Consider the following 23,255-nt stretch of genomic DNA (forward strand, 5'->3'; position numbering starts at 1 on the left):
GCGCGAAAAAGCGCAATCGTGCCGGGATCAGTCGGTGGGTGGGCTGAGCAGGAAATTGCCCTTCATCAGGTCCGGGTCGTCGGATTCAAGGGTCTGAACCTGCGCCTCGTCCTTCAGGTTGACCCCCGACAGCTGCCGGCGACACGCCTCTCGCATCAAGTACAGTAGGCGATGGGCCGCCATGCCATAGCTCAGGCCTTCCAGGCGTACATTGGAAATGCAGTTGCGATAGGCATCGGTGAGGCCGATCTTGGGGTTGTAGGTGAAGTACAGGCCCAAGCTATCCGGCGAACTGAGCCCCGGCCGTTCACCGATGAGGATCACCACCATCTTGGCGCCGAGCAGTTGCCCGATTTCATCCGCGACCGCCACGCGGCCCTGTTCCACCAGGATCACCGGCGACAAGGACCACCCTTCGGCGTGGGTCTGTTCTTCCATGCGCGTCAGAAACGGCAACGTATGTTTATGCACTGCCAGCGCCGACAAACCATCCGCCACCACGACCGCCAGGTCCATGCCGCCCGGATGCGCAGCCGCATAATCCCGCAGGCGCTGGGCCGATTCGTCACTCAAGCGTCGCCCCAAATCCGGACGTTGCAGGTAGCTGTGCCGGTCGGTTGCGGCACTGTGCAGCAACAGGCTATCGCGCCCACGTTCGGCCAACTGACTGCTCAGGCCGGCATGGTCGAAGGGCAGGTGCACCGCGTCCCGTGCCTGGGCGTGGGCAAATTGGAAATCAAGTTGGGCGTTGGTGGGAATGCTGGTGCCGGTGCGGCCCAGGGCAATTCGCGCCGGGGTCAGGCGGCGCAGTTCCAGCCACGGGTTTTCAGGCAGGTCGAGTTGCACAGGCGGCTCCTTCATCCCAATTGCGCCAGGGCGTGGCGAAACGCCGGTGGCAGGCTGTTGCCGAAGCGCACCTTGCCGTCGGCTTGCGTAAAGATGCCCATTTTTGCCAGCCACTGTTCAAACTCCGGCGCCGGTTTTAAACCCAATGTCTGGCGAGCGTACAAGGCGTCGTGGAACGAGGTGGTCTGGTAGTTGAGCATGATGTCGTCGGAGCCGGGGATGCCCATGATGAAGTTGATCCCGGCGACGCCCAGCAGGGTCAGCAGGGTGTCCATGTCGTCCTGGTCGGCTTCGGCGTGGTTGGTGTAGCAGATGTCGCAGCCCATGGGCACGCCCAGCAGCTTGCCGCAGAAGTGGTCTTCAAGGCCGGCGCGGATGATCTGCTTGCCGTTGTACAGGTACTCGGGGCCGATAAAGCCGACCACGGTGTTGACCAGAAACGGCTTGAAATGCCGGGCCACCGCATAGGCGCGGGTTTCGCAGGTTTGCTGGTCGACGCCAAAATGCGCGTTGGCTGACAAGGCACTGCCTTGGCCGGTTTCGAAATACATCAGGTTCTGGCCCAAGGTGCCCCGGTTCAGGCTCAAGCCCGCCTCGTAACCTTCCTGCAGCACGCTCAGGCTGATGCCGAAACTGGCATTGGCCGCCTCGGTGCCGGCAATCGACTGGAACACCAGGTCCAGCGGCACGCCGCGGTTGATGGCTTCGATGGACGTGGTGACGTGGGTCAGCACACAGGCCTGGGTCGGGATTTCGTAACGCTGGATGATCGCATCGAGCATCTCCAGCATGGCGCAGATCGAGGCGATGCTGTCGGTGGCCGGGTTGATGCCGATCATGGCGTCGCCGTTGCCGTAGAGCAGGCCGTCGAGAATGCTCGCAGCGATACCCGCCGGTTCGTCGGTCGGGTGGTTGGGTTGCAGGCGGGTCGACAGGCGTCCGCGCAGGCCCAGGGTGCCGCGAAACCGGGTGACCACACGGATCTTCTGCGCCACCAGTACCAGGTCCTGCACGCGCATGATCTTCGACACCGCCGCTGCCATTTCCGGTGTCAGCCCCGGCGCCAATGCGCGTAGGGATTGTTCATCGGCGGCGTCGCTGAGCAGCCAATCGCGCAGGCCGCCGACGGTTAGGTGGCTGACCACGGCGAAAGCCTGCTTGTCGTGGGTGTCGATGATCAGCCGCGTGACTTCATCGCTTTCATAGGGGATCAGCGCTTCTTCGAGGAAGTGTTTCAGCGGGATATTTGCCAGCGCCATTTGCGCCGCAACCCGCTCGCCGTCGTTCTGCGCGGCAACGCCGGCGAGGAAGTCCCCGGAGCGGGCGGGGCTGGCCTTGGCCATCACGTCCTTGAGGCTGTCGAAGCGGTAGGTCTGTGCACCGACCGCGTGGGAAAAGCTTGCCATACAGTGTCTCCTTGACGACGCGGGCAGGAGAGGAACCCGCGTCGAGGTTTACGGCAGTTAGTGCAAGGCGGCCTCTGCGGCCTGGATCGCGGCGAATTCTTCTTCGGGCGTGCCTGCTACCAAGTGATGCCGGCTGTAGAAAGCAAAGTAAGCAATTAATACTCCATAGATGATCGCGGCGCCAATCACCACCCGTGGATCCACCAGAAAGCCCGCAACGACGGCCACGCAGGCCAGTACCAGGGCGACACCGGAGGTGAAGATGCCGCCCGGCGTGCGATAAGGACGGTCCATTTTGGGGCGACGGATGCGCAGGGTGATGTGCGCGGCCATCATCAGCACGTAGGAAATGGTCGCGCCAAACACCGCCACCAGAATCAACAAATCCCCCTGGCCGGTCAGCGACAGGCCAAAGCCGATAATCCCGGGGATCACCAGCGCCAGTACCGGTGCCTTGCTCTTGTTGGTCTGGGACAGTTTGCGCGGCAGGTAGCCGGCACGGGACAAGGCAAAGATCTGCCGTGAATAGGCGTAGATGATCGAGAAAAAGCTCGCGATCAGTCCGGCCAGGCCGACCAGGTTGACGAAGCTGCCCATCCAGGTCGAACCGCCGTAGGACAACGCCAGCGCTTCCACCAGCGGGTTACCGGATTTGACCAGCGCGTAGGTGCCCGCGCCGCCCGGTGCGATCACCAGGATCAACAGGGCAAAGCTGGTCAGCACCACAATGGCGCCGATCAGGCCCCGGGGCAGGTCGCGCTTGGGGTTCTTGGTTTCTTCGGCGGCCAGGGGAACGCCCTCTACGGCGAGGAAAAACCAGATCGCATAGGGGATCGCCGCCCACACGCCGACATAGCCGAATGGCAGGAAGGTGCTGGCGCCCTTGGCCTCGGTCACCGGAATATCCAGCAGGTTGGCGACATTGAAGTGCGGCACCATCGACACCAGGAACACGCCCAGCGCAATCGCGGCGATGGCGGTGATCACGAACATCAGCTTCAAGGCTTCGCCGACGCCAAAGATATGGATGCCGATAAAGATGATGTAGAACGCCAGGTAAATCATCCAGCCGCCGATGCCGAACAGCGACTCGCAATAGGCGCCGATAAACACCGCGATGGCGGCGGGGGCGATGGCGTATTCGATCAGGATGGCGGTGCCCGTCAGGAACCCGCCCCAGGGCCCGAAGGCACTGCGGGCAAAACCGTAGCCACCGCCGGCGGTGGGGATCATGGAAGACAGTTCGGCCAAGGAGAAGCACATGCACAGGTACATGGTGGCCATCAGCAATGTGGCGAGGAACATCCCGCCCCAGCCACCCTGGGCCAGGCCGAAGTTCCAGCCGGCGTAGTCGCCGGAGATGACGTAGGCAACGCCAAGACCAACCAGCAGGACCCAGCCGGCGGCGCCTTTTTTCAGTTCGCGTTGTTGGAAGTATTGGGAGTCGACTTTTTCGAAGTCGACAGAAGATCCAGTCGGTTCGCTAGGCATGGGAAAGTACCTTTCATTGTTATTGTTTTTTAACTCGGCCTCTGTGTGCCGAATGCAATTGGCAAGTACTTGTGGAGAGCTAAGTGTGGGAGAGGGCAAGCCCCTCCCACATTTGAGTGCATTTCAACTGTGGGAGGGGTTAGTTAGAAGAAGCCCAACGGATTAATGTCGTAGCTCACCAGCAGGTTCTTGGTCTGCTGGTAGTGATCCAGCATCATCTTGTGGGTCTCACGGCCCACACCGGACTTCTTGTAACCGCCAAACGCGGCATGCGCCGGGTACAGGTGATAGCAGTTGGTCCACACGCGGCCCGCCTTGATCGCGCGGCCCATGCGGTAGGCGCGGTTGATGTCGCGGGTCCACACGCCGGCGCCCAGGCCGAACTCGGTGTCGTTGGCAATCGCCAGGGCTTCGGCTTCGTCCTTGAAGGTGGTGATGCTCACCACCGGGCCGAAGATTTCTTCCTGGAACACGCGCATTTCATTGGTGCCCTTGAGCAGGGTCGGCTGGATGTAATAGCCGCCGGCCATATCGCCGGTGAGCTGCTCGACCTTGCCGCCGGTGAGCAATTGCGCGCCTTCACCCTTGGCAATTTCCAGGTAGGACAGGATCTTGTCGAACTGCTGCTCGGACGCCTGGGCGCCGACCATGGTGTCGGTGTCCAGCGGGTCGCCGCGCTTGATCTGCTCGACTTTCTTCATCACCACTTTCATGAAGTCGTCGTAGATCGACTCTTCCACCAGCGCGCGGGATGGGCAGGTGCACACTTCGCCCTGGTTAAAGAACGCCAGCACCAGGCCTTCGGCGGCTTTCTCGATGAACGACGGTTCGGCTTTCATGATGTCGGCGAAGAAGATGTTCGGCGACTTGCCGCCCAGCTCGACGGTGGACGGAATGATGTTCTCGGCCGCCGCATGCATGATGTGTGAACCCACCGGGGTGGAGCCGGTGAAGGCGATCTTGGCGATGCGCTTGCTGGTGGCCAGGGCTTCGCCGGCTTCCTTGCCGAAGCCGTGCACCACGTTCAGCACGCCCGGTGGCAGCAGGTCGCCGATGACTTCCAGCAGCACATTGATGCCCAGCGGTGTTTGCTCGGCAGGCTTGAGCACCACGCAGTTGCCGGCGGCCAGGGCCGGGGCGAGTTTCCATGCGGCCATCAGCAGCGGGAAGTTCCACGGGATGATCTGGCCGACCACGCCCAGCGGCTCGTGGAAGTGGTAGGACGCGGTGTGTTCGTTGATTTCGGCGCTGGTGCCTTCCTGGGCGCGGATGCAACCGGCGAAGTAGCGGAAGTGGTCGGCGGCCAGCGGGATGTCGGCGTTGAGGGTTTCACGCACGGCCTTGCCGTTGTCCCAGGTTTCGGTGATGGCCAGCAGTTCGAGGTTCTGTTCGATGCGGTCGGCGATTTTCAGCAGCACCAGCGAGCGGTCCTGGGCCGAGGTCTTGCCCCAGGCGTCAGCGGCAGCGTGGGCGGCGTCCAGCGCCTTGTCGATGTCTTTGGCAGTGGAGCGCGGGAATTCGGCGATAGGCTTGCCGTTGACCGGCGAGGTGTTGGTGAAATAGTTGCCATCGACCGGGGCAACGAATTCGCCACCAATGTAGTTGCCGTACTTGGCCTTGAACGAAACGATCGCGCCTTCAGTACCGGGGTGTGCGTAACGCATGGTGGGTATCTCCTGGCTTTTATGTTTATTGGAGTGCAGCGCGCAAGCGCTTGATAAAGCGTAGAGCAAAGGTTGGGCCACTGCTTTGCAGACCAGGAAAATCAAGAGCTTGGGGTTTGTTGCAAGGCGTTGCTGTGACACGGGTGATACAGGCGCTGTGACAGTTTGTGCCATAAACGGTACAGGCCGTGACCGACGGGTCGGTCCGGGATTGCATTGGCTGGGTGCCTGGGGGATGCTGGGGGCTCTCACGCAGGGAGAATAATAAGAACATGCACAACGATCATTTCAGTCGCCATGCCCAGCAAGTCCTTACTGTGGCGCGTGGGCGCGACCCGTCGAGCGACCCGTCCATCGCCCGCTCCTGGCTGCGCTGCCTGGAGGACTACCACCTCGATCCTGCCCAGACCATCGCCCCTACGGTGCTTGAGCACGGCCGTCTGCTGGAAAGCCGCGAACGCCTGCAACAGGTGCTGCATATCGCCGGCAGCGAGATGAACAGCCTGCACCAGCAACTGTCGGGCGCTGGCCATGCGGTGCTGCTGACCGATGCCCGTGGGGTGATCCTCAACTGTGTCACAGCACCGTCCGAGCGCAAGATTTTCGAACGCGCCGGGTTGTGGCTCGGTGCCGATTGGAGCGAAGCGTGCGAGGGCACCAACGGCATCGGCACCTGCCTGGTGGAACGCCAGTCGTTGACCATTCATCGCGACGAACATTTTCGTGGGCGTCACACCGGGCTGACCTGTTCGGCGAGCCCGGTGTTCGACCCCCACGGCGACCTCTTGGCGGTGCTGGACGTGTCGTCGGCCCGGGAGGAGGTGTCGCGCCAGAGCCAGTTCCACACCATGGCGCTGGTCAACCTGTCGGCGAAGATGATCGAGAGTTGCTACTTCCTGCGTCACTTCGAAAACCATTGGCTGCTGCGCTTTCACCTGCAGGCCGAGTCGGTGGGCCTGTTCAGCGAAGGGTTGTTGGCGTTTGACGGCGAAGGGCGGATTTGTGCCGTCAACCAGAGCGCACTCAACCTGCTGGGGCAGGTGCGTGGCGGGTTGCTGGGGCAACCGGTGGAGGCGTTGTTCGAGTGCTCCCTGGACCAACTGCTCGGTCGCGCCAGTGCCAATGCCACCGCCAGTTGGCCATTGCGCACGCGGGATGGCCGGCACTTGTTCGCGGCTTTGCGTGGTCAATCGCGCAGTGTGCCCGCGCCCATCGCCAAGCCTGAGCCCGTGCGCCTGGCCGGTATCTGCCTGGGCGACCCGGCGCTGCAGAGCGACTTCCGCAAAGCGCTGCGGGTATTCGAGCGCGATGTGCCCCTGCTGATCAACGGCGAAACCGGCTCCGGCAAAGAGGCCTTCGCCAAGGCGGTGCATCACGCCAGCCAGCGTGCCGACAAAGCGTTCGTTGCCCTCAACTGCGCCGCCATCCCGGAAAGCCTGATCGAAAGCGAACTGTTCGGCTATCGCGGCGGCGCCTTTACCGGCGCGCGCAAGGACGGCATGCAGGGCAAGTTGCAACAGGCCGACGGCGGTACGCTGTTCCTCGATGAAATCGGCGATATGCCGTTGGCGCTGCAGACGCGCCTGTTAAGGGTGCTGGAGGACCGCATGGTGGTGCCCATCGGCGGCGAGCCCCAGGCGGTTGATGTCAGAATTATCAGCGCGACCCACCGGAATTTGCTGGAGCGCGTGCAGGACGGAAGTTTTCGGGAAGACCTGTATTACCGCCTCAACGGCCTGGAAGTCGGTTTGCCAGCGTTGCGTGAGCGTAGCGATAAGCCTCAGTTGCTGGATTTCCTGCTGGCGCAGGAGGCGGGCGGCCAGAGCATAAAACTCGACCCGGCGGCGCGTTCGGCGCTGCTGACCTACGCCTGGCCCGGCAACGTCCGGCAACTGCGTACGGTGTTGCGAACGCTGGCGGCGCTGTGTGACAACGGGCGGGTCGGCCTTGAGGATCTGCCCGCGTTGATTCGCCAGGCACGGCCGCAAGCTGTGGTCGAGACCAGGCTTGCAGAGTCGCCCCTGGGCGACGCCGAGCGACTCGCCCTGCTCACGGCCCTGGAGCAACAACGCTGGCACATGACCCATACGGCGGAGCAGCTGGGTGTCAGCCGTAACACGTTGTATAGAAAGCTGCGCCGGCACGGTATTGCACGGGCTGCGCCATAGATCGGTCCTACAGCTAAAGAGTGCGATTTTCGCCCCCCTGCGCTAACCTGCCTCGATGTTTACGAGGTCGACTATGCACATTCATATTCTTGGTATCTGCGGCACCTTCATGGGTTCGATGGCGGTTCTGGCCAAAGAACTGGGCCATCACGTAACGGGCTCCGATGCCAATGTTTACCCACCCATGAGCACGCAACTCGAGGCCCAGGGCATTGAGCTGACCCAGGGTTACGACCCGGCGCAATTCGACCCGGTGCCGGACCTGGTGGTGATCGGCAATGCCATGTCCCGGGGCAATCCGGCTGTCGAATACGTGCTCAACAAAGGCTTGCCTTACGTGTCCGGCCCGCAATGGCTGGCCGACCATGTGCTGCAAGGGCGCTGGGTATTGGCCGTTGCCGGCACCCACGGCAAGACCACCACCAGCAGCATGCTCGCCTGGGTGCTGGAACACGCGGGCATGAGCCCGGGCTTCCTGATCGGCGGCGTGCCGCAGAACTTCTCGGTGTCGGCGCGCCTGGGCGATACGCCGTTCTTCGTGATCGAAGCCGACGAGTACGACAGTGCGTTCTTCGACAAGCGCTCCAAATTCGTCCACTACCGTCCGCGCACCGCGATCCTCAACAACCTTGAGTTCGATCACGCCGACATCTTCCCCGACCTGGCGGCCATCGAGCGGCAGTTCCATCATTTGGTACGCACCATTCCGAGCGAAGGCCTGGTCATCCACCCGACTACCGAGCCGGCCTTGCAGCGCGTGATCGAGATGGGCTGCTGGACCCCGGTGCAAACCACCGGCGTGGGTGGGCAATGGCAGGTCAAGTTGCTCAGTGAAGACGGTTCCCGGTTTGAAGTGCTGTTTGAAGGCGAGGCCCAAGGCATCGTCGAGTGGGACATGACTGGCCAGCACAACGTCGCCAATGCCCTTGTGACCCTGGCGGCCGCGCGGCATGTGGGCGTGGTGCCGTCCATGGGCATTGCTGCGTTGAGCGCATTCAAGAGCGTGAAGCGCCGTATGGAAAAGGTCGCCGACGTGAATGGGATTACCATCTACGACGACTTTGCCCACCACCCAACGGCCATTGCTACCACCCTCGACGGCCTGCGCAAACGTGTTGGCGATGCCCCGATCATTGCGATTGTCGAGCCGCGTTCAAACTCCATGAAGCTCGGCGCACACCGCGACGGCCTGCCGGAAAGCGTTAACGATGCCGACCAGGTGGTGTGGTATGCCCCAGCCAATCTCGGCTGGGACCTGCCGGCGATTGCGGCGCAATGCACGGTGCCGTCGAAAGTCTGTGATTCCATCGAGGGCATCATTGAGTTCGTCAAGCACCAGGCCAAGCCTGGCACCCATGTGGTGGTGATGAGCAACGGCGGCTTCGGCGGCTTGCACGGCAAACTGGCCGAGGCCCTGAAATGAGTGGCCCGGAGCGCGTCACCCTGGCGATGACCGGCGCATCCGGCGCACCCTATGGCTTGCGCCTGCTCGATTGCCTGGTGCGCGAAGACCGTGAGGTGCACTTCCTGATCTCCAAGGCCGCGCAGTTGGTGATGGCCACCGAGACTGATGTCGCGCTGCCAGCCAAGGTGCAGATGATGCAAGCCTTCCTCACCGAGTACACCGGTGCGGCGGCGGGACAGATCAAGGTCTACGGCAAGGAAGACTGGATGTCGCCGGTGGCTTCGGGCTCCGGTGCGCCGGCGGCAATGGTCGTGGTGCCGTGCTCCACCGGTACGCTATCGGCGATTGCCACCGGCGCTTGCAACAACCTGATCGAACGCGCCGCCGACGTGACGTTGAAGGAGCGCCGCCAGTTGATCCTGGTGCCGCGTGAGGCGCCGTACTCGAGCATTCATCTGGAGCACATGCTCAAGCTGTCGAACCTGGGGGTGACCATCCTGCCGGCGTCGCCCGGCTTCTATCACCAGCCGCAGACCATCGATGACCTGGTGGATTTCGTGGTGGCACGCATTCTCAACCTGTTGAATATCCCCCAGGACATGCTGCCGCGTTGGGGCGAACACCATTTGAGCAGCGATGAATAAGGCGCTGTTGGTGATACTGGCGCTGCAACTGGCCGGCTGCGCCACCGCGCGTACCCTGGACGCCGCGCAGCCCGGCGCGCCGGTGGTGTATGCCGGCACGCGATTGGATTTGTATGCAATGAACGGAGGTTGCTGCGCCAAGGACCGGTTCGGTGCCGACGCGCCCAGCTACCCTGGCGTCGACCTGCCAGCCAGCGCGTTGCTCGACACGCTTTTATTGCCGCTGTCAGTGTTGACGGTGCTCGGTGTGGGATTTAACGCCACGGGCGGGCTCTAGCGCTGACCTGGGCACCACAGAACTAATGTGGGACGCCTTACTTACCGAGCTTGCGCAGTTCGTCCGACTCCACCACCCGCACCCCGTCCTGCTCTTCCAGCGCCAGGCGCCACATGGCCCGGGCCAGTTCGCAGACTTCAATGCCGTGGTATTTCCCCGGAATCAACCGTGACAGCGGCCCGGCCAGTTGCTCGGCCAAACGGGGCTCCAGCCGTTCCCCCAGCAGCAACGAAGGTCGCACGATGGTCAGCTGCGGCCAGTCCTGGGCCTTGAGTGCCTGTTCCATTTCCCCTTTGACCCGGTTGTAGAACACCGAGGATTTCGGGTCGGCGCCAATCGCGCTGATCACGATCAGGTGCCGTGCGCCCATCTCCCGCGCGCGCTTGGCAAAGGCTACGACCATATCCAGGTCGACGGCACGAAAAGCTTCTTCCGAACCGGCTTTCTTGATGGTGGTACCCAGGCAGCAGAAGGCAATATCCACCTGGCCGCTCAGTTGCGGCAGGAACACCGCCGGGTCGCCCACAGGGTTTTCCAGGTGCGGATGCTCGGCCAGCGGCTTGCGGCTGGGTGCCAGCACACGGGTCACGGTAGGTTCGTTGAGCAGGCGGTCGAGCAGGTGTTCGCCGGTGAGGCCAGAGGCGCCAGCGAGCAGGATATGCTGAGGTGTCAGGTACATGGTGTTTCCCCCCTTGTTACACGTTACAGCTTAGTTGCCTTTGGCTTCCTTGCTATTCATTGAGACGCTTTCCAGCGCCTTTCGTGCCTGCTGCTTGCGTAATAATTGCCAGTGGGCGATCACGCCTTTGGGGGCCCAGATCTGCGGTTCGGACGCTTCGAAGTTGTCTGCCTGTTCGCGTTCGCTCACATGCAACTGCGCCAGCTTGAAGGCTTGCTGCAAATCGTCGGTCTGGTTGAAGGCCTGGGCGAAGAGGGCGTCGCCGAAGTAGGTGAAGTCGGCCTCTTCAGAACAGCCGAAGGACACGCGGTCGGCGCGCGAGGCGGTCATGATCAGGGTGCGTTCGTCTTTGAGCGCCGGGATGAAACCGCCGGAGTAGCAGGCTGAAATCACCACGATCTTGTCGCGGTTTTTCAGCGGCGCGAGCACGGCGGCCAGTTCGTCGGCGGGCAGGTCGGCCAGTTCCATGCGCGGTTGGTCCAGCACCAGTTCGTGTTCGTGGGTGCCGTGGCTGGTCATGTAGATAAACACCAGGTCTTCCGGCCCGGTGCGCTCGGCCAGGGTCTGTACGGCCCGGCGCAGGCTTTCGCGGGTGGCCAGTGGCCGGTCGGCGATATGGTCGCGGTGGTTGACCAGGCGGATCTGCCCACGTGCGCCGAAGCGGGTGGCGAGCATATTGCTGACGTAATCGGCTTCGCGCAGGAACACGCTTTGTTTACCGTCGCCGGCCACGGCCAGGGTGTATAGCTCTACGGCCGAGGTGGAGGCGGGCACGGCGGCGAGGGCTGTGTCCAGCAGGCGGCCCTGGGCCAGTACGCCGATTTCCAGCGGGTCGGGCAACAGCGTGCCGTCGGCATCACGCACGCGCATGCCGTTGACCCAGGTACCGGCCTGCACGGTGCCGTCGGTGAGTACCAGGGTGCCGCGGCCTTGATAGTTGTCGCTGTCGAAGCCGCCGATATAGAAGCTGCCGTCGGTCAGGTTCAGGCGGCCTTCGCCGGTAAAGCGCCAGTCGCTGAACTGGCCGACGTAGTGGCTGCCGTCGACGCCGATCAACTCGCCCTTGCCGCTGAGTGCGCCCTCCTTGAACTGGCCGATCCACACGTCGCCATCGGCGTTTTCATAACGGCCCTTGCCGTTGAGCTGGTTCTGCTTGAACTGGCCGACATAGATGTCGCCGTCGGCGCTGTTGAACGTACCGTTGCCCTCCAGTTGGCCGTCGACAAAGTGGCCGCTGAACTGGTTGCCACTGTCGTCATTGCGCTGGCCTTCGCCGTTCGGCTTGCCGTGTGCGAACTGGCCCTGATACTGGCTGCCATCCGCCAGTTCCAGGCGGCCGAGGCCGGAATACTGGTCGTCCTTGAATTCGCCGCGATAGGTCATCTGCCCTTCTTTGAGGGTGCCTTCGCCGTTGCGCCGACCGTTCTTGAACCCGCCCACATAGTGGCTGCCGGCTGTGGTCAGGTTGCCCTGGCCATCGAACAGGCCTTGCTGGAACTGGCCTTTATAGACTTCGCCGTTGCTGCCATGCCATTCGCCCTGGCCGTGCCACTGGCCTTTGTCGAACTGCCCGGCGTACCAGCTGCCGTTGGGATAATCCACGCGGCCCTGGCCTTGCAGCAGACCATTGACCACATCGCCCCGGTAACGGCCGCCATCGGGCAGGCGCGCATCGGGCGGCAACAGCGATTCGCCGTCTCCGCAAGCGGTGAGCAACAGGGCAAGGGCAAGGGGAGCGAGTGGGCGCATAGCGGGATCCGGATAATTGAGCGCCGAGTATGCCGCAGCTGCGAGTTTCATACATAAATTTACATACCCTGTGGCGAGTTTCAGTGGCTCGCCACAGGGATGGGCTTACACGAAGTAGAGCGACAACGACTCGGCGACGTAAGCGGGTTTTTCCTGGCCATCGATTTCCAGGGTGGCGGTGGCCTTGAGCAGCCATTGGCCGGGCTTTTTCTCGGTGACGTCGGTGAGGGTCACGTTCAGGCGCACCTTGGAATTGACTTTCACCGGCTGGATAAAGCGCACGCTGTCCAGGCCATAGTTGACGGCCATCTTCAGGCCTTCGGGCACGATCAGGATGTCTTCCATCAACTTGGGCATCAGCGACAGCGACAGGAAACCGTGGGCAATGGTGCTGCCGAACGGGGTTTGCGCGGCCTTGACCGGATCGACGTGGATGAACTGATGATCGCCAGTGGCCTCGGCGAACAGGTTGATACGTGCCTGGTCGATGGTGAGCCATTCGGAACGTCCCAGTTCCTTGCCGACATAATCTTTGAGCTGCGCTACGGGTACATAGGGCATTGCGTCTCTCCTTGGTTCATCGGTGCTGTTGTTATGGGGTACAGAGAACCAATGTAGATCATCATGGCCAACCAGCCCGGTCAACCCACCATGCTTTTGGCGAATGCCGGAGCATAGGACGGGCATGCTTATAATGCGGGCGGGTCTTGAGGGGGGAGAGGACGGATGCTGTTACGCGGTCTGACATGGCTGGTGCTGTTTCAATTGATCGGCACGGCGATCAATCATTTGCTGCTGCCGGTACTGCCGGGACCGATCATCGGCCTGCTGTTGATGCTCGGGTTCCTGATCTGGCGTGGCGAAGTCGGCGAGCCCCTGAGCCTGGCGGCCAGCAGCCTGCTGCGCTACTTGCCGTTGCTGCTGGTGCCGCCGGCGGTGGGGGTGATGGTGTATGCCAGGGATATTGCCGCCGATTTCTGGGCCATCGTCGGTGCACTGGTGTTGTCGCTGGTGATCGCCATGGGCTTTGTCGGGCTGTTGATGGAACGCATGGTCAAGCGCAAGGAGCAGGATCAATGATCTTCGACTGGCACGGCGCATGGACGGCGGTGATTCATCACCCGCTGTTCGGTATCGGGATCACCCTGGGCGCCTATCAGCTGGTGCTGGCGGGTTTCGAGAAAACCCGCTGGATTTTCCTGCAACCGGTGCTGGTCTCCATGCTGCTGGTGATCGGCGTGTTGCTCACGTGCGGCCTGAGCTACGCCGAGTACCGCAAGAGCACGGAGATCATGGGGATCCTGCTGGGCCCGGCGACGGTGGCCCTGGCGGTGCCGCTCTATCTGAACCTGCGGCGGATTCGGCAATTGTTCTGGCCGATTTTTACTACGCTGGTGATAGGCGGCGTGTTGGCCACCGGCCTGTGCGTACTGCTGGGTTGGTGGTTCGGCGCTGAACACAGGATGTTGATGACCATGGCGCCGAAGTCGGTGACCTCGCCGATTGCCATGCTGGTGGCCGAACAGATCGGCGGTGTGGCAGCCTTGGCGGCGGTGTTTGTGCTGATTACCGGGGTGGTGGGCGCGATGGTTGGCCCGGCGTTACTCTCGCGTCTTGGGGTGCACAGCCCCGAGGCGCGCGGCATGGCGCTGGGCATGACCGCCCACGCCGTCGGCACCTCGGTGGCCCTGCAGGAAAGCGAAGAGTGTGGCGCCTTTGCGGCGCTGGCCATGAGTCTGATGGGCGTAGCCACAGCGGTATTCCTGCCGCTGGCCGTGTCAGTGATTGTTTAAACCGGGTTTAAGGAAGCCTTTATGAGTCTGGCGCTGTTCCCCCTCAATACCGTGCTGTTCCCTGGCTGCATCCTCGACCTGCAACTGTTCGAGGCGCGCTACCTGGACATGATCAGCCGCTGCATGAAAAAGGGCGAAAGCTTCGGCGTGGTGTGCATCCTCGATGGCAAGGAGGTGGGCATGGCCCCGGATGGCTATGCCTTGATCGGCTGCGAAGCGTTGATTCGCGACTTCAAGCAGCAGGACAACGGCCTGCTGGGGATTCGCGTCGAAGGCGGGCGGCGCTTCCGCGTGCGAGACGCCGGTGTGCAGAAGGACCAGTTGCTGGTGGCCGAGGTGCAATGGCTGGAAGAACTGCCGGACCAGGCGCTGGAAGAAGAGGATGCCGACCTGCTGGCCTTGCTCCAGGCCCTGGCCGAACACCCGATGGTCGCGTCGCTGGACATGGACACTCACGCCGATGGCCAGCAAGCCTTGGGCAATCAGCTGGCTTACCTCTTGCCGTTCACTGAGGCCGACAAGATCGACCTGCTGCAACTCGACGACCCGCAGCAGCGGCTGGATGCGATCCAGATGCTGCTTGATGAGCTTCAGGGCGAATTGTTTGCCTGAGCCTCGGATCTGTCCTGCGCGGTTTTCAGAGGTTTCCTCGTTGTTCCCTGCGCGTCGCCTGAAATAGTCACCGATCACACAACAATGATTGGGGGTGAACATGATTCGGCTAGCGCAATCGGAACAGGCCGCCTGGGACGTTTTTTTTGTCAGTATTGCCGTGCAGCTGCTGCCGCTGGATGCCAAGCGGGGCCCGGAATACATCGCTGAACGCGCCGCGGAAATCGCCGATGAGATGATGCTGGAGCGACGTGAGCGTTGTGTTGAACGCCGCGCCGCGCCAATTCATTGGCTCGGCCCGACCCAGGGTCAGTAGGCATACCTGAGCAGCGCGTGGGGGGTGCCGGTAAAGGCAATGAAGCCGAGCACCGCCACCACGGCGGGTAATACCAGCCACCAGGCCTTCTGCGGCATCGGCGGCAAAGGGCTGCGGTACTGGCAGACGGTGAGGCTGAATGCACACACGGTCATTGCCAGCAGCGTGCCAGCCAGGATGTCGGTGGGCCAATGGGCGCCAAGGTAGACCCGTGACAGCGCGATGAAGGCCGCAGGAATACAGCCCAGCAACATCCAGGTCAGGCGCAGGCGCGTGGGTTGTCCGCGACCGGCCAGCACCGCCAACGCCAGGAAAAACGCAAACGCACCGGAGGCGTGGCCGCTGGGCATGCTGAAGCTGGTCAATGGGTCGGTGAGGATTTCCGGGCGGCCACGGGCGAAAAACAGTTTGGTCCCGGTATTGATCACCGCCGCCCCGGCCAGTGTTGCACCGACAAACACGGCATGACGCCATTGCCGCGCGACTAGCAGCAACCCGGTGAATACGGCGCTGGCGAAGAACATCTTCTTGAACTCACCCAGTTGGGTCACCATCACCATGGTCTGGTCCAGCCAGGGACTGCGATGTTCCTGTACCAGCGCGCTCAGGCCCTGGTCAAAGTCATCCAGGTGGGTATAGCCGATAAACAGAGCGATCAATAATGTCAGGCTGGCGCACCCTATCCACAAGGTCGCGCGACGATGGCCGCGCACGCTGGTGTGCAGGCTCAGTCCCAGCATGGCCGCCAGGCAGGCTGTAACAACCCCCGCCTCAGGCCAGAACCCCTCCGGCAATGGCAGGCGGAACGCAGCGCCGGTTGCCCAGCCCGGCAGCAGGTAGGCGACCGACCAACCGGCTGCCGCCAGCAGGCTGACCAGGGCGAAACGCGGGAACGGCATGTCGCACATTCCGGCCACCATCGGCAGCATCGGCCGCAATGGCCCGATGAAACGTCCCACCAGCAGACTGGCGATGCCGTATTTGTGAAAGTAGGTTTCCGCGCCGTTCATCCATTCCGGGTGGTGGCGCAGGCCGGGCAGGCGGCGGATGTTCTGATGGAAGTGTCGGCCCAGGAAGTAGGAAATCCCGTCGCCCAGCAAGCCTCCCAGGAACCCCAGCAGCAGGGTTTCACTCAGGGACAAGGCGCCGCTGCCAGCCATTGCCGCAATGGCAAACAGCAGTACCGTGCCCGGCACGATCAGCCCGGCAATGGCCAGGCATTCCACGCACGCGACGATAAACACCGCCGCCGCCAGCCATTGCGGGTTGAGGGTCAGCCAGCCGGTAATGCCATCGAGCCATTGGCCCATAAATCGTTACTCCATCGCCACAGATTCAAATCAGGAAATAGTCGCGGCCTTCGACCTGGCCCCGGCGCAGCGGGTTCCGCGTGCAGTAGGGCGCATAGCCGGCATCGACGAAGCGGTACATCAAGTGCTCGTCACGGCCGCTGGGGATGCCCAGGCGGGTGGTCTGGATGATCTGTGTCGGTGTCTGGCCGACGTCTTCCACATAGAGCAATTCTTGATCAAAGCGCTTGGCATCCCACATCGGCACCTTCAGGCCCAGCGCCTTGCACAGCAACGTCTGGCCGGCACACAGCTTTTGCGACGCGCGCGGGCTGCCATCGGCATTCGGGTTGTTCAGCAGCATCTGCGCCAGGCTGGCGGGGCCGGAGGTTTCATCGACCCAGGGGTAGGCCGATTTGATCAGCACGGCATTGCCCGGCCCGTGCGCGCTGAAGTTCAGCGAATCGCCGCCACGGGCGTAGTACATATAGATATGCCCGCCATCCAGAAACAAAGCCTTACGCTTTTCTGTGTAGCCGAGTGAGGCGTGGCTGCCTTTTTCGGCCACGTAATAGGCTTCGGTTTCAATAATTCGCGCCGAAAGCCAGCTTTCGCCGACGCGATGGCGGATGACTTTTCCAAGCAAATCTCGCGCGAGTATTTGCGCGTCACGGTCGAAGAAGCTGTCGGGCAGGGCGCTGGCGGGGAGTTGGGGTGAAGAACTGGGCATGGTGGTCTGGGGTTAATACGGCTAAATGTGACGGAATAATAACAACTCCCACCTTAATTACGGCTGAACCCCAGGTTTTTACAGTTCATTTCGACCATCCGCCCCTCACCGCTGTCAGTCGGGCGGCGTCACAGCTATAATCTGCCGCTTTCCTCTTTGCCAAGACTCCCTGACCATGACTGAGTCCGTTCTTGACTACATGACCCGCCTGGGTCGCGCTGCCCGTCAGGCCTCGCGGTTGATCGCCCGTGCGAGCACTGCGCAGAAGAACCGTGCCCTGCTGGCCGCCGCCGATGCTCTGGACGCTTCGCGCTCCGAGCTGACTGCCGCCAACGAACTGGACCTGGCCAACGGCCGCGCCAATGGCCTCGAGCCCGCCTTGCTGGACCGCCTGGCGCTGACGCCGGCACGTATCGACGACATGATCGAAGGGTTGCGTCAGGTGGCCAAGCTGCCTGACCCCATCGGTGAAATTCGCGATATGCGTTACCTGCCGTCCGGTATCCAGGTCGGCAAGATGCGCGTGCCCCTGGGCGTGATCGGCATCATCTATGAGTCGCGTCCGAACGTGACCATCGACGCCGCGAGCCTGTGCCTCAAGTCGGGCAACGCCACCATCCTGCGTGGCGGTTCCGAGGCGATCAATTCCAATCGCGCCATCGCCGCCTGCATCCAGCAGGGCCTGGCCGTGGCCGAGTTGCCGGCCGAAGTGGTGCAAGTGGTGGAAACCACCGACCGCGCCGCTGTCGGCGCGCTGATCACCATGCCGGAATTCATCGACGTGATCGTGCCACGCGGTGGCAAGAGCCTGATCGAGCGCGTCAGCCGCGATGCCAAGGTGCCAGTGATCAAGCACCTGGACGGCGTCTGCCACGTGTATATCGACATCGCCGCCGACATCGACAAGGCGATCCGCATCGCCGACAACGCCAAGACCCATCGCTACGCGCCGTGCAACACCATGGAAACCCTGCTGGTGCACGTCGGCATTGCCGAGCGCGTGCTGCCGCCGCTGGCTGCTATCTACCGTGACAAGGGCGTGGAGCTGCGCGGTTGCGAACGCACCCGTGCCCTGTTGGGCGCGGACGTGGTCGAAGCCACCGAGCAGGACTGGTACACCGAGTACACGGCGCCGATCCTGTCGATCCGCATCGTCGACGACCTGGACCAGGCCATCGAACACATCAACACGTACGGCTCCAAGCACACCGACGCCATTGTCTCCGAGCATTTCAGCGATGCCCGGCGTTTCCTCACCGAAGTGGACTCCGCTTCGGTGATGATCAACGCCTCGACGCGCTTTGCCGACGGCTTCGAGTATGGCCTGGGGGCGGAGATCGGCATCTCCACCGACAAGCTCCACGCACGCGGCCCGGTTGGCCTTGAAGGCCTGACCAGCGAGAAGTACGTGGTGTTCGGCGACGGTCACGTGCGCACTTGATGGCTAAACGCATCGGGCTGCTCGGCGGTACCTTCGACCCCGTGCACATCGGCCATTTGCGCAGTGCCCTGGAAGTCGCGGATGCCTTGGCGCTGGATGAGCTGCGCCTGATCCCTAATTTCCGGCCGCCCCATCGCGATACCCCGCAGGTGTCGCCGCAGCAGCGCCTGGAAATGGTGCGCCTGGCCGTAGAAGGCATACCGCCGCTGGTGGTGGATGATCGTGAGCTCAAGCGCGATAAACCGTCCTACACTGTCGACACCCTGGAGCTGATGCGCGCTGAGTTGGCCGCGGATGACCAGTTGTTTCTGCTTTTGGGCTGGGACGCATTTTGCGGCCTGCCCTCTTGGCATCGCTGGGAGGAACTCCTCCAGCACTGCCACATCCTGGTTTTGCAACGCCCGGATGCCGACAGCGAACCGCCGGATGCCTTGCGCAACCTGCTGGCCGCGCGGTCGGTAAGTGACCCCTTGGCCCTGACCGGGCCGAACGGGAATATTGCATTCGTCTGGCAGACCCCGCTTGCGGTGTCTGCCACCCAGATCCGTCAACTGCTGGCCAGCGGGAAGTCGGTACGTTTCCTGGTGCCTGACGCGGTCCTGGCCTACATCGATGCGCACGGGCTTTACCGTGCGTCGAACTGAAAAGGCGCGCTTGAACGCACGAACACTCGTGCAGCGAGCGCCCGAACATACGAGCAAAACGAGTTTTTTATGACGAACAAAGACGTAAGCAAAGTAAAACGCAAAGGCACGTTCAAAAGCGCCCCGCTGCCGGTTGAAGCCCACGTTGGCCCGGAACTGGCTGGCGAAGAGCTGGTGAAAGTCGCCGTTGCCGCCCTGGAAGACGTGAAGGCCCAGGACATCCAGGTCCTGGACGTACGCGACAAGCAGAGCATCACCGACTTCATGATCATCGCCACCGGTACCTCCAACCGCCAGATCGGCGCGATGCTGGACAAGGTTCGCGAAGCCGTCAAAGCCCAGGGCGTGAAGCCGCTGGGTGAAGAAGGCAAGGGCGACAGCGACTGGGTGCTGCTGGACATGGACGACGTGATCGTTCACATGATGACCAGCAATGCCCGTCAGTTCTACGACCTGGAGCGTCTGTGGAAAGGCGCCGAGCAGAGCCGTGCCGCCGATGGCAAGCACCACAGCCCGGAAGTGGGCCACGCGCACTTCGACAAGCTCAACAAAGACCAGGAATAAGGAACGGCTGTGCGCCTGCGTCTGATTGCTGTCGGTTCACGCATGCCCAAGTGGGTGGAAGAAGGCTGGCACGAGTATGCCAAGCGTCTGCCCGCCGAGCTGTCGCTGGAACTGGTGGAGATACCGCTCAACACCCGGGGCAAGAATGCCGACGTGGCGCGCTTCATCCGTCAGGAAGGCGAAGCCATGCTGGCCAAGGTCGGCCCCAACGAGCGCATCGTCACCCTCGAAGTGCACGGCAAACCCTGGAGCACCGAGCAACTGGCGGTGGAACTGGATCGCTGGCGCCTGGACTCGCGCACCGTCAACTTCATGGTCGGCGGCCCCGAAGGGCTGGCGCCGGAAGTCTGCGCGCGGGCGGACCAGCGCTGGTCGCTGTCGGCGCTGACGCTGCCGCACCCGTTGGTAAGGATCCTGATCGGTGAACAGCTGTATCGCGCCTGGACAGTTCTGTCCGGGCACCCTTACCACAAATAATCTGCGCCCCTCCCGATGACCCAGCCGATCCGCATCAAGGACCACGAGAAAGACGCACGTCTGGTACGCGCGCGCGTGGTGTTTGGCGCGATCATGGTGGTGGCGCTGATCGGGGTGCTGATTGCGCGCCTGTATTTCCTGCAGGTGATCCAGTACGACTACCACTCTACGTTGTCGGAAAACAACCGCGTGCATGTGCAGCCGATTCCGCCGACCCGTGGGCTGATCTTCGACCGTAATGGCGTGGTGGTGGCGGATAACCGGCCCAGCTTCAGCCTGAGCATGACCCGTGAGCGTTCCGGCGATTGGCAGCAGGTCCTCGATGTCATCGTCGAGGTGCTGCAGTTGACCCCGGAAGACCGGGTGATCTTCGAGAAACGCATGAAGCAGGGGCGTCGGCCTTTCGAACCGGTGCCGATCCTGTTCGAGCTGACCGAAGAGCAGATTGCGCGGATCGCGGTGAACCAGTTCCGCCTGCCGGGTGTGGAAGTGGTGGCGCAGCTGGTGCGCCACTATCCCCAAGGGCCGCACTTTGCCCACTCTGTCGGCTATATGGGGCGGATCAACGAGAAAGAGCTGAAAAGCCTCGATCCCGTCAATTACAGCGGCACCCACCATATCGGCAAGACTGGCATCGAGCGTTTCTACGAGCCCGAGCTGCACGGCCAGGTGGGTTACGAAGAAGTCGAGACCAACGCTCGCGGCCGTGTGCTGCGGGTGCTCAAGCGTACCGACCCGGTGCCGGGCAAGGACATTGTGCTGAGCCTGGACATCAAGCTGCAGGAAGCGGCCGAGATGGCCCTGGGTGGCCGGCGTGGTGCAGTGGTGGCGTTGGACCCGAAGACCGGCGAAGTGCTGGCCATGGTCAGCCAGCCGAGCTTCGACCCCAACCTGTTCGTGACCGGGATCAGCTTCAAGGCCTACGCCGAGTTGCGCGACTCCATCGACCGGCCGCTGTTCAACCGCGTGTTGCGCGGCCTGTACCCGCCAGGTTCGACGATCAAGCCGGCGGTGGCGATTGCCGGCCTGGACGCGGGCGTGGTCACGGCTTCCAGCCGGGTATTCGACCCGGGCTACTACATGCTGCCCAACTACGATCACAAATACCGCAACTGGAACCGTACCGGTGACGGCTATGTCGACCTGGATACCGCGATCATGCGTTCCAACGACACCTATTTTTACGACCTGGCCCACAAGCTGGGGATCGACCGCTTGTCCGCCTACATGGGCAAGTTCGGCCTCGGTCAGAAAGTCTCCCTGGATATGTTCGAAGAATCCCCTGGCCTGATGCCATCGCGGGAGTGGAAGCGTGCGACCCGCCGCCAGGCATGGTTCCCGGGCGAAACCCTGATCCTCGGCATCGGCCAGGGCTATATGCAGGCCACGCCTTTGCAACTGGCCCAGGCCACGGCGCTGGTGGCCAACAAAGGCATCTGGAACCGCCCGCACCTGGCCCGGACCATCGAAGGCGAAAAGCCTTTGGATGAAAACCCGATCCCCGACATCGTACTGCGCGACCCGTCCGACTGGACCAAGGTCAACCACGGCATGCAGCAGGTGATGCACGGTGCACGCGGTACCGCGCGCAAGGCGGCGATCGGTGCGCAATACCGTATTGCCGGCAAGAGTGGTACCGCCCAGGTGGTGGCGATCAAGCAGGGCGAGAAATACGACCGTTCCAAGGTCCAGGAACGCCACCGCGACCACGCCTTGTTTGTGGGCTTTGCCCCGGCCGACGACCCGAAAATCGTGGTGGCGGTGATGGTCGAGAACGGCGAGTCCGGCTCCGGTGTGGCGGCGCCTGTGGTGCGCCAGGTGATGGACGCCTGGTTGCTGGCCGACGACGGCAGGCTCAAGCCCGAATATGGCGGCCCCCCTTCAACCCCAGAGGTTACGGCCAGTGAAGAGTAATTTTGACCGCATCCTCTCCAGCGAGGATGTGATGCGTCGCCGCGCGACTTTGTTGCAGCGCATGCACATTGATGGCCCGTTGCTGATCCTGCTGCTGACCCTGGCGGCCGGCAGCCTGTTCGTGCTGTATTCGGCCAGCGGCAAGAACTGGGACTTGCTGATCAAGCAGGCTTCGTCGTTTGGCCTGGGCCTGCTGTCCATGGTGGTGATCGCCCAGCTGGAGCCGCGTTTCATGGCGCGCTGGGTGCCGCTTGGCTATGTGGCCGGCGTGTTGCTGCTGGTGGTGGTGGACGTCATGGGCCACAACGCCATGGGCGCGACCCGCTGGATCAACATTCCGGGGGTGATTCGCTTCCAGCCGTCGGAATTCATGAAGATCCTGATGCCGGCGACGATCGCCTGGTACCTGTCCAAGCGCACCTTGCCGCCGCAGCTCAAGCATGTGGGGATCAGCCTGATCCTGATCGGCATCCCCTTCGTGCTGATCGTGCGCCAGCCGGACCTCGGCACCTCGCTGCTGATCCTGGCCGGCGGTGCGTTCGTGCTGTTCATGGGCGGCCTGCGCTGGCGCTGGATCCTCAGCGTGCTGGCGGCGGCAGTGCCGGTGGCCGTGGCCATGTGGTTCTTCTTTATGCACGACTACCAGAAGCAGCGGATCCTGACGTTCCTCGATCCCGAAAGCGACCCGCTCGGCACCGGGTGGAACATTATCCAGTCGAAGGCGGCCATCGGTTCCGGCGGTGTATTTGGCAAGGGCTGGCTGCTCGGCACCCAGTCGCATTTGGACTTTCTGCCCGAGAGCCATACCGACTTCATCATTGCGGTGATGGGCGAAGAGTTCGGCCTGGTGGGCATTTGCGCGCTGTTGCTGATCTATTTGCTATTGATTGGTCGTGGCCTGGTGATTACCGCACAGGCGCAGACGCTGTTCGGCAAATTGCTCGCCGGCAGCCTGACCATGACTTTTTTTGTTTACGTTTTCGTCAACATCGGTATGGTCAGTGGCCTGCTGCCGGTGGTTGGGGTGCCGTTGCCGTTCATTAGCTACGGCGGAACTTCGCTGGTGACATTGCTGTCAGCGTTTGGGGTTTTGATGTCGATTCATACGCATCGCAAGTGGATCGCACAGGTTTGAATAAGGTGAAG

General features: G+C 62.4%; 23 protein-coding genes. 14 read left to right on the forward strand and 9 right to left on the reverse strand.

Annotated features, from left to right (window positions below; genetic code table 11):
- Window positions 1-27 precede the first annotated feature (27 nt).
- From eutC to BM416_RS14010, 4 genes are all read right to left on the reverse strand, one after another.
- Window positions 28-861 carry an ethanolamine ammonia-lyase subunit EutC gene (eutC, locus tag BM416_RS13995; RefSeq protein ID WP_092488457.1) on the reverse strand — a complete coding sequence of 278 codons (834 nt, stop codon included), beginning with the start codon at window positions 859-861 and terminating at the stop codon, window positions 28-30.
- On the reverse strand, window positions 858-2,252 hold the full coding sequence (locus BM416_RS14000; RefSeq protein ID WP_027605218.1) for an ethanolamine ammonia-lyase subunit EutB: 1,395 nt from the start codon (window positions 2,250-2,252) through the stop codon (window positions 858-860). The genes eutC and BM416_RS14000 overlap by 4 nt, the downstream gene beginning before the upstream one ends.
- A 57-nt stretch (window positions 2,253-2,309) precedes the next feature.
- Window positions 2,310-3,743 carry an ethanolamine permease gene (gene eat, locus BM416_RS14005; RefSeq protein ID WP_024077594.1) on the reverse strand — a complete coding sequence of 478 codons (1,434 nt, stop codon included), beginning with the start codon at window positions 3,741-3,743 and terminating at the stop codon, window positions 2,310-2,312.
- Window positions 3,744-3,886: 143 nt separating this feature from the next.
- Window positions 3,887-5,407 (reverse strand): acetaldehyde dehydrogenase ExaC, encoded by a 1,521-nt coding sequence (locus BM416_RS14010; RefSeq protein WP_027605219.1) that lies wholly within the window; start codon window positions 5,405-5,407, stop codon window positions 3,887-3,889.
- Between the two features lie 272 nt (window positions 5,408-5,679).
- On the opposite strand from BM416_RS14010, the gene BM416_RS14015 reads away from it, so the two are divergent.
- From BM416_RS14015 to BM416_RS14030, 4 genes are all read left to right on the forward strand, one after another.
- The gene (locus BM416_RS14015) at window positions 5,680-7,575 is read left to right on the forward strand and encodes a sigma-54-dependent Fis family transcriptional regulator (protein WP_092488458.1); all 1,896 of its coding nucleotides are present in this window, start codon (window positions 5,680-5,682) and stop codon (window positions 7,573-7,575) included.
- A gap of 73 nt (window positions 7,576-7,648) precedes the next feature.
- Complete coding sequence (mpl, locus tag BM416_RS14020) at window positions 7,649-8,998, forward strand: UDP-N-acetylmuramate:L-alanyl-gamma-D-glutamyl-meso-diaminopimelate ligase (RefSeq protein ID WP_092488459.1); 1,350 nt, start codon at window positions 7,649-7,651, stop codon at window positions 8,996-8,998.
- On the forward strand, window positions 8,995-9,624 hold the full coding sequence (gene ubiX, locus BM416_RS14025) for a flavin prenyltransferase UbiX (protein ID WP_027605222.1): 630 nt from the start codon (window positions 8,995-8,997) through the stop codon (window positions 9,622-9,624). Before mpl ends, ubiX begins: the two co-directional genes overlap by 4 nt.
- Complete coding sequence (locus BM416_RS14030; RefSeq protein WP_092488460.1) at window positions 9,617-9,901, forward strand: YceK/YidQ family lipoprotein; 285 nt, start codon at window positions 9,617-9,619, stop codon at window positions 9,899-9,901. The genes ubiX and BM416_RS14030 overlap by 8 nt, the downstream gene beginning before the upstream one ends.
- Before the next feature lie 37 nt (window positions 9,902-9,938).
- Here the strand turns inward: BM416_RS14030 and BM416_RS14035 are convergent, their stop codons facing one another.
- From BM416_RS14035 to BM416_RS14045, 3 genes are all read right to left on the reverse strand, one after another.
- Window positions 9,939-10,580: an oxidoreductase gene (locus BM416_RS14035; RefSeq protein ID WP_027605224.1), complete on the reverse strand. Its 642-nt coding sequence runs from the start codon at window positions 10,578-10,580 to the stop codon at window positions 9,939-9,941.
- Window positions 10,581-10,610: 30 nt separating this feature from the next.
- The gene (locus BM416_RS14040) at window positions 10,611-12,329 is read right to left on the reverse strand and encodes a C13 family peptidase (protein ID WP_092488461.1); all 1,719 of its coding nucleotides are present in this window, start codon (window positions 12,327-12,329) and stop codon (window positions 10,611-10,613) included.
- A 105-nt stretch (window positions 12,330-12,434) separates the two neighbouring features.
- Entirely contained in the window at window positions 12,435-12,890 is a 456-nt protein-coding gene (locus tag BM416_RS14045) for a MaoC family dehydratase (RefSeq protein WP_027605226.1), read from the reverse strand.
- 165 nt (window positions 12,891-13,055) lie between these two features.
- On the opposite strand from BM416_RS14045, the gene BM416_RS14050 reads away from it, so the two are divergent.
- From BM416_RS14050 to BM416_RS14065, 4 genes are all read left to right on the forward strand, one after another.
- Entirely contained in the window at window positions 13,056-13,409 is a 354-nt protein-coding gene (locus tag BM416_RS14050) for a CidA/LrgA family protein (RefSeq protein WP_092358214.1), read from the forward strand.
- Entirely contained in the window at window positions 13,406-14,122 is a 717-nt protein-coding gene (locus BM416_RS14055) for an LrgB family protein (RefSeq protein ID WP_027605228.1), read from the forward strand. The genes BM416_RS14050 and BM416_RS14055 overlap by 4 nt, the downstream gene beginning before the upstream one ends.
- 21 nt (window positions 14,123-14,143) lie before the next feature.
- On the forward strand, window positions 14,144-14,734 hold the full coding sequence (locus BM416_RS14060; RefSeq protein ID WP_027605229.1) for an LON peptidase substrate-binding domain-containing protein: 591 nt from the start codon (window positions 14,144-14,146) through the stop codon (window positions 14,732-14,734).
- Window positions 14,735-14,834: 100 nt separating this feature from the next.
- Window positions 14,835-15,050, forward strand: coding sequence for a hypothetical protein (locus tag BM416_RS14065; RefSeq protein ID WP_092358216.1), 216 nt, complete (start codon window positions 14,835-14,837; stop codon window positions 15,048-15,050).
- On the opposite strand, the gene BM416_RS14070 is transcribed toward BM416_RS14065, so the two are convergent.
- Together BM416_RS14070 and BM416_RS14075 are read right to left on the reverse strand one after the other, a co-directional pair.
- On the reverse strand, window positions 15,044-16,360 hold the full coding sequence (locus BM416_RS14070) for a bifunctional DedA family/phosphatase PAP2 family protein (RefSeq protein WP_092488462.1): 1,317 nt from the start codon (window positions 16,358-16,360) through the stop codon (window positions 15,044-15,046). The genes BM416_RS14065 and BM416_RS14070 overlap by 7 nt on opposite strands.
- A 25-nt stretch (window positions 16,361-16,385) precedes the next feature.
- The gene (locus BM416_RS14075; protein WP_092488463.1) at window positions 16,386-17,069 is read right to left on the reverse strand and encodes a DNA-3-methyladenine glycosylase; all 684 of its coding nucleotides are present in this window, start codon (window positions 17,067-17,069) and stop codon (window positions 16,386-16,388) included.
- A 175-nt stretch (window positions 17,070-17,244) separates the two neighbouring features.
- Between BM416_RS14075 and BM416_RS14080 the strand changes: the two genes are divergently transcribed.
- The 6 genes from BM416_RS14080 (at window position 17,245) to rodA (ending at window position 23,244) form a co-directional block, all read left to right on the forward strand.
- Complete coding sequence (locus BM416_RS14080) at window positions 17,245-18,510, forward strand: glutamate-5-semialdehyde dehydrogenase (protein WP_092488464.1); 1,266 nt, start codon at window positions 17,245-17,247, stop codon at window positions 18,508-18,510.
- Complete coding sequence (gene nadD / locus BM416_RS14085; protein ID WP_065910068.1) at window positions 18,510-19,154, forward strand: nicotinate-nucleotide adenylyltransferase; 645 nt, start codon at window positions 18,510-18,512, stop codon at window positions 19,152-19,154. Before BM416_RS14080 ends, nadD begins: the two co-directional genes overlap by 1 nt.
- A 69-nt stretch (window positions 19,155-19,223) precedes the next feature.
- The gene (gene rsfS / locus BM416_RS14090; protein ID WP_003176298.1) at window positions 19,224-19,718 is read left to right on the forward strand and encodes a ribosome silencing factor; all 495 of its coding nucleotides are present in this window, start codon (window positions 19,224-19,226) and stop codon (window positions 19,716-19,718) included.
- A gap of 9 nt (window positions 19,719-19,727) precedes the next feature.
- The gene (gene rlmH / locus BM416_RS14095; protein WP_003176297.1) at window positions 19,728-20,195 is read left to right on the forward strand and encodes a 23S rRNA (pseudouridine(1915)-N(3))-methyltransferase RlmH; all 468 of its coding nucleotides are present in this window, start codon (window positions 19,728-19,730) and stop codon (window positions 20,193-20,195) included.
- Between the two features lie 15 nt (window positions 20,196-20,210).
- Window positions 20,211-22,109 (forward strand): penicillin-binding protein 2, encoded by a 1,899-nt coding sequence (mrdA, locus tag BM416_RS14100; RefSeq protein ID WP_090401911.1) that lies wholly within the window; start codon window positions 20,211-20,213, stop codon window positions 22,107-22,109.
- 31 nt (window positions 22,110-22,140) lie between these two features.
- The gene (rodA, locus tag BM416_RS14105; protein ID WP_051429342.1) at window positions 22,141-23,244 is read left to right on the forward strand and encodes a rod shape-determining protein RodA; all 1,104 of its coding nucleotides are present in this window, start codon (window positions 22,141-22,143) and stop codon (window positions 23,242-23,244) included.
- Window positions 23,245-23,255: the final 11 nt, after the last annotated feature.

Origin of the sequence: Pseudomonas sp. NFACC42-2, assembly GCF_900116055.1 — a bacterium.
In the GTDB taxonomy this organism is placed as follows: domain Bacteria; phylum Pseudomonadota; class Gammaproteobacteria; order Pseudomonadales; family Pseudomonadaceae; genus Aquipseudomonas; species Aquipseudomonas marginalis.

What these genes read in the sequence shown, in the direction of transcription:
- rsfS (WP_003176298.1), top strand. Translation starts at nt 19,224, where the DNA reads ATGACGAACAAAGACGTAAGCAAAGTAAAACGCAAAGGCACGTTCAAA.
- ubiX (WP_027605222.1), top strand. Translation starts at nt 8,995, where the DNA reads ATGAGTGGCCCGGAGCGCGTCACCCTGGCGATGACCGGCGCATCCGGC.
- BM416_RS14055 (WP_027605228.1), top strand. Translation starts at nt 13,406, where the DNA reads ATGATCTTCGACTGGCACGGCGCATGGACGGCGGTGATTCATCACCCG.
- BM416_RS14040 (WP_092488461.1), bottom strand. Translation starts at nt 12,329, where the DNA reads ATGCGCCCACTCGCTCCCCTTGCCCTTGCCCTGTTGCTCACCGCTTGC.
- BM416_RS14015 (WP_092488458.1), top strand. Translation starts at nt 5,680, where the DNA reads ATGCACAACGATCATTTCAGTCGCCATGCCCAGCAAGTCCTTACTGTG.
- BM416_RS14075 (WP_092488463.1), bottom strand. Translation starts at nt 17,069, where the DNA reads ATGCCCAGTTCTTCACCCCAACTCCCCGCCAGCGCCCTGCCCGACAGC.
- BM416_RS14080 (WP_092488464.1), top strand. Translation starts at nt 17,245, where the DNA reads ATGACTGAGTCCGTTCTTGACTACATGACCCGCCTGGGTCGCGCTGCC.
- BM416_RS14030 (WP_092488460.1), top strand. Translation starts at nt 9,617, where the DNA reads ATGAATAAGGCGCTGTTGGTGATACTGGCGCTGCAACTGGCCGGCTGC.
- BM416_RS14050 (WP_092358214.1), top strand. Translation starts at nt 13,056, where the DNA reads ATGCTGTTACGCGGTCTGACATGGCTGGTGCTGTTTCAATTGATCGGC.
- rodA (WP_051429342.1), top strand. Translation starts at nt 22,141, where the DNA reads ATGCGTCGCCGCGCGACTTTGTTGCAGCGCATGCACATTGATGGCCCG.
- BM416_RS14065 (WP_092358216.1), top strand. Translation starts at nt 14,835, where the DNA reads ATGATTCGGCTAGCGCAATCGGAACAGGCCGCCTGGGACGTTTTTTTT.
- BM416_RS14060 (WP_027605229.1), top strand. Translation starts at nt 14,144, where the DNA reads ATGAGTCTGGCGCTGTTCCCCCTCAATACCGTGCTGTTCCCTGGCTGC.
- mrdA (WP_090401911.1), top strand. Translation starts at nt 20,211, where the DNA reads ATGACCCAGCCGATCCGCATCAAGGACCACGAGAAAGACGCACGTCTG.
- BM416_RS14010 (WP_027605219.1), bottom strand. Translation starts at nt 5,407, where the DNA reads ATGCGTTACGCACACCCCGGTACTGAAGGCGCGATCGTTTCGTTCAAG.
- BM416_RS14035 (WP_027605224.1), bottom strand. Translation starts at nt 10,580, where the DNA reads ATGTACCTGACACCTCAGCATATCCTGCTCGCTGGCGCCTCTGGCCTC.
- eutC (WP_092488457.1), bottom strand. Translation starts at nt 861, where the DNA reads ATGAAGGAGCCGCCTGTGCAACTCGACCTGCCTGAAAACCCGTGGCTG.
- BM416_RS14045 (WP_027605226.1), bottom strand. Translation starts at nt 12,890, where the DNA reads ATGCCCTATGTACCCGTAGCGCAGCTCAAAGATTATGTCGGCAAGGAA.
- BM416_RS14000 (WP_027605218.1), bottom strand. Translation starts at nt 2,252, where the DNA reads ATGGCAAGCTTTTCCCACGCGGTCGGTGCACAGACCTACCGCTTCGAC.
- nadD (WP_065910068.1), top strand. Translation starts at nt 18,510, where the DNA reads ATGGCTAAACGCATCGGGCTGCTCGGCGGTACCTTCGACCCCGTGCAC.
- eat (WP_024077594.1), bottom strand. Translation starts at nt 3,743, where the DNA reads ATGCCTAGCGAACCGACTGGATCTTCTGTCGACTTCGAAAAAGTCGAC.
- mpl (WP_092488459.1), top strand. Translation starts at nt 7,649, where the DNA reads ATGCACATTCATATTCTTGGTATCTGCGGCACCTTCATGGGTTCGATG.
- BM416_RS14070 (WP_092488462.1), bottom strand. Translation starts at nt 16,360, where the DNA reads ATGGGCCAATGGCTCGATGGCATTACCGGCTGGCTGACCCTCAACCCG.